This window comes from Acidobacteriota bacterium (assembly GCA_040752915.1).
Taxonomy (GTDB): Bacteria; Acidobacteriota; UBA4820; order UBA4820; family DSQY01; genus JBFLVU01.
This window is the reverse complement of sequence record JBFMHB010000107.1, coordinates 1-6,450: the sequence shown is the minus strand read 5'-3', so window position 1 is coordinate 6,450 and position 6,450 is coordinate 1. Positions and strand designations below refer to the sequence as shown.

Genomic DNA, 6,450 nt, shown 5'->3' with positions numbered 1-6,450 from the left:
CACCCCCGATTCGGGCTTCCACGTCGCCGACGTCCTCGTGGACGGCGTTTCCGTCGGCCCCGTCGCCTCCTATACCTTCACCAACGTCCAGGCCGACCACACCATCGCCGCCTCCTTCGCGCCCGACATCAACGGCCCGCCCGTCATCACCGGGCTCGCGGCCGTACCCGATGTAATCCCATCGGGCACGGGCTCCTCGACGATCACCTTCACGGTGACGGACCCGGAAGGTGGCGCGGTGACCTGGAGCGCATCCCTCTCGGGCACCACGTCCACCGGTGAACTGGGTTCCCTGAATATCACCTCCGCGACCGTGCCCTCGGGAACGCTCGTGACGGTGACCTACTCGGCGGACAAAGCCGGGGTGGGGAGCGTAACCCTCGCCGTGGACGCCGTGGACCCCCTGGGAGCCCCCGCCACGCAGCAGACGGTGACGCTCACGCTCCTGTAATTCGAGCACCCGGGGCACAAGGAAAACCAATCCAAGGGCGGCCGAGGGGCCGCCCTTGGCGCGTCAAGGAAGGCGCAGAGGCACGATCTGGAACCGGTCCACGTCCACGAGTCCCCTGTCCGTGAGCTTGAGGGAGGGGATGACGGGGAGAGCGAGGAAGGAAAGGGTCATGAAGGGTGCCGGCAGGGAACACCCCAGACTGCGGGCGGCCCCGTGAAGCGCCTCCAGAGCTGCGGCGGCCTGCGCCGCGGTCCCGAGGCTCATGAGACCGGCCACCTGCAAGGGAAGGGCCGCGAGCAACTCGCCGTCCTGGACGGCGGCCAGCCCTCCCCCCATGGCCTCCACGGCACCGGCCGCCCGGGCCATTTCATCGGGGGACGTCCCCACGATCACGAGGTTGTGGCTGTCGTGGCTCACCGTGGAAGCCAGCGCCCCCGCCCGGAGGTCGAATCCCCTGACGTATCCGAGGCCGACATGTCCCGTTCCCCTGTGGCGCTCCACGACGGCGGCGAACTGCATCCCGCGCCCGCCCCCCGCATCCTGCGCCAGCCCCTTTTCGGAGCGTGTGACGATCTGGTTGGGCTCGACCCCGATCACCCGGACCTCCCCCGATTCCGGGAATCCCCCAAGAAGACTCCGAAGATCGGGGGGGAGTCGGACCGTGGCGAGCGCCTCCCCTGCGGGGCGCCTTTCCAGAGGTTTCAGGAGACTTCCCCCCTCGGCCACCTTTCTCCCGCGGTGATAGACCTCCCGCACCTCGAAGGATCTCAGGTCCCTCAGCACGACCAGATCGGCGAGATACCCCGGGGCCACTCCGCCCCGGTCTCCAAAGCCGTAGACCGTCGCAGGGTTGAGCGTCACGGCCCGAAGGGCCGCCATCGGATCGAGGCCCCAGGAGACGGCCTTCCGGAGGGTTCCGTCCAGGTGCCCCTCTCGAAGAAGATCCTCCGGGTGGCGATCGTCGGAGACGATGCAGATTCTCGTCGCGGCCCCGGGAGCCACGGCCGGAAGGAGGTCGCGGAGGTTGCGCGCGGCGGATCCTTCTCGAAGGAAAACCCACATTCCCCGGCGGAGTTTCTCGAGGGCCTCGGCCGCCGTCAGACATTCGTGATCCGTGAGGATGCCCGACCCGGCGTATGCGTCCAGGGCGGCCCCGGTGAGGCCGGGGGAGTGCCCATCCACGGGCTTGCCCCGAAGAGCGGAAGCCCGAACCTTTTCCAGGACCTCCTCCACACCGAACAGAACGCCGGGAAAGTTCATCATCTCCGAGAGGGCGGGCGCCTCGGGATTTCGGTCCAAGCCCTCGGCCACGTCCCTCGCCCCGAGGGACGCCCCGGCCGTCTCCATGTGGGTCGCCGGGACACAGGAGGGGACGGTCCAGAAGATGTCCATCGGGAGCCCCGAGGAAGCCCTCCGCATGTAATCGTATCCGGCGGTCCCGAGGACGTTCGCGATCTCGTGCGGATCGCTCACCGTCGCGCCCGTTCCATGGGGCACCACGGCCTCCGCGAAGCCCTCCGGGGTGAGCAGGGAGGATTCCACGTGGATATGGGCGTCGGTGAAGGCCGGCGCCAGAATCGCCCCGTCGAGGTCCACGACCTGCTTCGAACCCGCCGGCGCGGTCGCCAGGGAGCAGACGCGCCCCTCGGCGACGGTCACCGGGGCCTCGAGGAGTTCTCCCGTGAAGGTGCACGCGACCCGGCCGTTCACGAAGACCAGGTCCGCGGGCGCCTCACCTTGGGCGACGCGGATCCTTCGTTTCATTGAATCCAGGGATTCCGGGCTTCGCATGGGCTGGCTCCCGCGTGATTCGGCCGCGCTCTCAGGCCTCGTTGTACATGTCCAGAAAGACCACCTCCAGCCCGAGGGCCTCGCGGAGGTAATCCCCGAGGGCGCGGACCCCCACCTTTTCGGTGGCGTGGTGGCCCAGGGCCGCGAAGGTCACGGCGGCCTCCCGGCACAGGAAGACCTCCGGCTCCCCGGGCTCCCCCGTCACGTAGGCGTCCAGCCCGAGCGTTACAGCCTCGGAGGCTTCCCTCGCGGCGCCTCCGGAACAGATGCCGACCGTGGAGACGATCTCCGGACCCGCGGCCTCCACGAAGGCGGGATGCCCGTAATAGGCTTCGAGCTGCTCGAGGAACTCAGACCTTGGCCGGGGCGAAGGAAAGCGGCCCCGGGTTCCGATGGGCGTTCCGTGGTACACCGCAAAAGGTTTCAGGTCCTGAAGCCCGAGATCTATGGCGGCGCGCGCGTTGTTTCCAACTTGGGGGTGCGCATCCAGGGGCAGGTGGTAGGCGAGGAGGCTCAAGTTCGAGTCAAGGAGCAGCCGGAGCCTCTCCCGGTGGACGCCCCTCACGGCCCGGGGCCAGTCGCCCTTCCAGAGCAGTCCATGGTGGACGATGAGGGCGTCCGCCCCGACGGCCGCAGCCTTTCCGAAGGCCTCCCGGCAGGCCGAAACGGCCACGGCGACGCGCCGGACCTCTGCCTTGCCCTCCACCTGAAGCCCGTTGAGGGCATCGTCCTGAAAGCGGCCCACCTCCAGGAAGGAATCCAGGTGGGCCACGAGTTCGGTGAGGGTCCGGGCCATGCGCTCCTCCTTGTAAGACCAAGATCCCCCTTGCCTTCAGACCTTTCTGGCTCTTTCTCCGAGGCCTACGCCGGCGGGACGCGGAGGGCCGCCTCGGCCCGGGCCACGTCCTCGGGGCGGTCCACGCCGCATCCGGGCCACCGGACGACGACCGCCCGGATGACCACCCCCTTCTCGAGAGCCCGAAGTTGCTCGAGCCGCTCCATCCCTTCCAGGACACCCTCGGGCCAACGCGTAAAGGCCTCGAGGAAAGTCCGGCGGTAGGCGTACACGCCCACATGGCGGTGGAGCCGCGCCCCCGAAATGGGCGCGTCTCTCAGGTGGGGCACGGGGCTTCTGGAAAAGTAGAGGCACCGTCCCCCCTCTCCGAGAACGACCTTCACCACATCGGGGTTTTGGTAGTCCTCGGGTCGGTCGAGGGGTGCCGCGAGGGTACCCATGGAGAGCGTCGGATCCGACGCCATGAGTTCCAGGAGGGCCTCCACGGCACGCGGCTCCAGAGCCGGCTCATCGCCCTGAAGATTCACCAGGACATCGCCGTCCCACTCCCGGGCCGCTTCCCAAATCCGGTCCGTACCCGAGGGGCACGCGGAAGAGGTCAGCACGGCCCGCCCGCCGAAGTCCAAAACGACTTTCACGATGCGCTCGTCGTCGGTGGCCACGAGGACTCCCTCGATTCCCCGGATTCTCGAGGCCCGTTCGACGACCCATTGGATCATCGGCTTTCCCAGGACGAGGGCGAGGGGCTTTCCCGGGAACCGGGTGGAGGCGAAACGTGCGGGTACGACGGCCAAGGCGCGCATGAATTCCTCCGCTGTGCGGCGCGGGAAGAGTGTAGCAGGCCTCGGCTGAGTCTTGAATCCCTTCTGCAGCGGACATAGAATGAGCGGCCTCGGAGGGGGGCGCCGCGAGGGAAGGTGCACCTCCGCCCAGGTGTAAAGGGGGAAGCGAACATGGAGTTCCGGAGCCGACTGACCGTGTGCGCGGCAGCGCTGCTCTTTCTCGCGGGACTGTCCTGCGCCAAGCCCGCTCGGATCGAGGTTTCACCCGGCGAACTCGTCTTGAGGGACACGGGGGCCTCCAAGTCCTTGAACGTGACCGTCCTGGACAAGAAGGGCAACGCCCTCGAGAAAGCCGAACTCCACTTCCTCAGCAGCGCACCGGACGTGGCGGAGGTGGACGGTGAGGGAAGGGTGACGGCCCGCAGCTCGGGAGACGCGGTCATCACCGTCCGGGCGGGGGAGGCCGTGGCCCAGGCGGCCGTTCGGGTGAGGATTCTCTCTCGTCTTGAGATCAAGGCGCCCGAGGGGGGGGTCGTCGGGCCTTCGGGGTCCATCGTTCCCTTGACCGTGACCGCCACGACCGACCGGGGCGAACCGGGCGACCTGTCGGACGTGACGTTTACCTCCTCGAACCCCCAGATCGCCGCCGTGGACGCATCGGGACGCCTCACGGTCTTGGGTGCCGGGCGGGTCAAGATAGCGGCCGCCGCAGGCAAGACCCGGGCCGAAGTGGAGACCGACGTGATTCTGGAATCCCCGGTGGCCGTAAAGGTGGATGAGGCGAGCCAGACCGTTCCTCTCGGAGGAGCGGCCCCGCTCCGGTACACGGTGATCTCGGACCAGGGTCGGCCCATGCGGGCCGAGGTCCGGTTTGACGTGGTCCCCCAAACCACCCTCTCGGTGACCCCGGATGGCATCGCTTCGGGACTTTCCCGGGGCACGGCCTCGGTGACCGTTCACGCCGGTCCCGCCAAGAACACGATTCGGGTCACCGTCCGCTGACGGCGGCGGGCCGGGCAGCATCCCGGGGGGCCTTTTTTTCCGCGACGAGGATAAGATCACCGCCTGGTCCCTTGGAGGTGAGCGTGCGAATCGGCATCAACGGGCTCGGACGCATAGGCCGGGGGCTCCTCAGGGCCCTGCTGCGGGACGGTCGGCACCGGGTGGCCGCGGTGAACGACGTGGCCGAGGGGCGGGTGCTGGCCCACCTCCTGAACCACGATTCCTATTACGGGGCCACGCATCTCGAGGCGGCCGCCGAAGGCGAAACCCTTTCCGTGGGGGGCGCCTCCATCCCCCTGTTCCGCTGCCCGGACCCTGTGGAGATCCCGTGGGAAGAAACCGGCGTGGACTGGGTCGTGGAGGCGACAGGACGGTTCAAGGACAGACGGGGCCTCGAATCCCACCGCCGGCCCACCTTGCTTACGGCCTCGAGCCCCGACGCCGACCGGCAGGTGGTTTTCGGTGTGAACCACAAGGAAATCAGGCCGCAAGAGAGGATTCTGTCCGCCACCTCCTGCACGACCCACTGCCTCGTTCCGCCCCTCTGGGCCCTCGCCTCCCGCTTCGCGGTGGATTCCGTTCTCTTCAACACGGTCCATTGTTACAACGTGAGCCAGACCCTTGTGGACGCTCCGCAAAGGGACCTCCGGCGGGCCCGAGCCGCGGGCCTCAACCTCATCCCCACGACCACCAGCGCCTCCCTCGCCGTGGAGTCGGTGCTCCCGCTTCTATCGGGCCGGGTCCGGGGCATGGCCGTCCGCGTGCCGGCCCCCGCCGTGTCTCTTACGGAGATCACGCTCTGCCTCGAACACCCGACCACACCCGAGGCGGTGGTGAAGTGCCTGGAGGAGGCCGCGGACGGCCCCCTCCGCGGGATTCTGGCCTTGTCCCGCGAAGAACTCGTCTCTCAGGACTTTCTGGGGCACCCCGCCTCCTCGATCGTGGACACGGGGCTCACCCAGACCCTAGGGCGCATGGCCCGGGTCGTGGCCTGGTACGACAATGAATCGGGTTATATTCACCGCCTCTTGGACCTGCTGACCTATCTCGAGGGAGGGGTTTCATGACGGCCTACCGTTCCGTCCGCGATCTTCCCGTGGAAGGCAAACGGGTTTTCCTGAGGGCCGATTTCAACGTCCCTCTGGAAGCCGGCGTCATCACCGACGACACCCGGATTCGGGCCGCCCTCCCGACCTTGAGGCATTTGTTGGAACGGGGAGCTTCGGTCGTGGTGTGCTCGCACTTGGGCCGCCCCAAGGGGAAACGCGTAGCCGAACTGTCCCTGGGGCCCGTGGCCCGCCGCCTCGGGGAATGCCTGCCGGGCGTACGTGTCCTCCTGAGCGAGGATGTCGTCGGCCCGCAGGCCCGCCGGCGCGCCGCCGAGTTGGCGCCCGGGGAGGTCCTCCTCCTCGAGAACATTCGTTTCGAACCCGGGGAGACCGTGGGCGACCCCTCCCTCGCGGAGGCATTGAGGAGCCTGGCGGACCTCTACGTCAACGACGCCTTCGGCGCCGCGCACCGGGCCCATGTTTCCGTGTGCGCCCTCCCCAAGGCCTTCCCGAACCCGGCCATCGGGTTCTTGATGCAGAGGGAGCTGGAGTACCTTTCGGACCGCCTGTCCGATCCGG

At 68.2% G+C, this 6,450-nt stretch carries 7 protein-coding genes; 4 read left to right on the top strand and 3 right to left on the bottom strand.

Features of this window, described 5'->3' with window-relative positions:
* A partial coding sequence (locus AB1824_12815; GenBank protein MEW5765846.1) for a hypothetical protein occupies positions 1-451 on the top strand: 451 nt, incomplete at its 5' end.
* Between the two features lie 63 nt (positions 452-514).
* On the opposite strand, the gene ade is transcribed toward AB1824_12815, so the two are convergent.
* From ade to kdsB, 3 genes are all read right to left on the bottom strand, one after another.
* Positions 515-2,215 carry an adenine deaminase gene (gene ade, locus AB1824_12810; protein MEW5765845.1) on the bottom strand — a complete coding sequence of 567 codons (1,701 nt, stop codon included), beginning with the start codon at positions 2,213-2,215 and terminating at the stop codon, positions 515-517.
* A 58-nt stretch (positions 2,216-2,273) separates the two neighbouring features.
* The gene (locus tag AB1824_12805) at positions 2,274-3,038 is read right to left on the bottom strand and encodes a Nif3-like dinuclear metal center hexameric protein (protein MEW5765844.1); all 765 of its coding nucleotides are present in this window, start codon (positions 3,036-3,038) and stop codon (positions 2,274-2,276) included.
* Between the two features lie 65 nt (positions 3,039-3,103).
* Positions 3,104-3,841 carry a 3-deoxy-manno-octulosonate cytidylyltransferase gene (kdsB, locus tag AB1824_12800; GenBank protein ID MEW5765843.1) on the bottom strand — a complete coding sequence of 246 codons (738 nt, stop codon included), beginning with the start codon at positions 3,839-3,841 and terminating at the stop codon, positions 3,104-3,106.
* Between the two features lie 150 nt (positions 3,842-3,991).
* Here kdsB and AB1824_12795 point away from each other — a divergent pair, with 150 nt between their 5' ends.
* The 3 genes from AB1824_12795 to pgk form a co-directional block, all read left to right on the top strand.
* Positions 3,992-4,822 (top strand): Ig-like domain-containing protein, encoded by an 831-nt coding sequence (locus AB1824_12795; protein ID MEW5765842.1) that lies wholly within the window; start codon positions 3,992-3,994, stop codon positions 4,820-4,822.
* Positions 4,823-4,905: 83 nt separating this feature from the next.
* Positions 4,906-5,889, top strand: a complete 984-nt coding sequence (locus AB1824_12790) for a glyceraldehyde 3-phosphate dehydrogenase NAD-binding domain-containing protein (protein ID MEW5765841.1) — start codon at positions 4,906-4,908, stop codon at positions 5,887-5,889.
* A partial coding sequence (gene pgk / locus AB1824_12785; protein ID MEW5765840.1) for a phosphoglycerate kinase occupies positions 5,886-6,450 on the top strand: 565 nt, incomplete at its 3' end. The genes AB1824_12790 and pgk, both read left to right, overlap by 4 nt.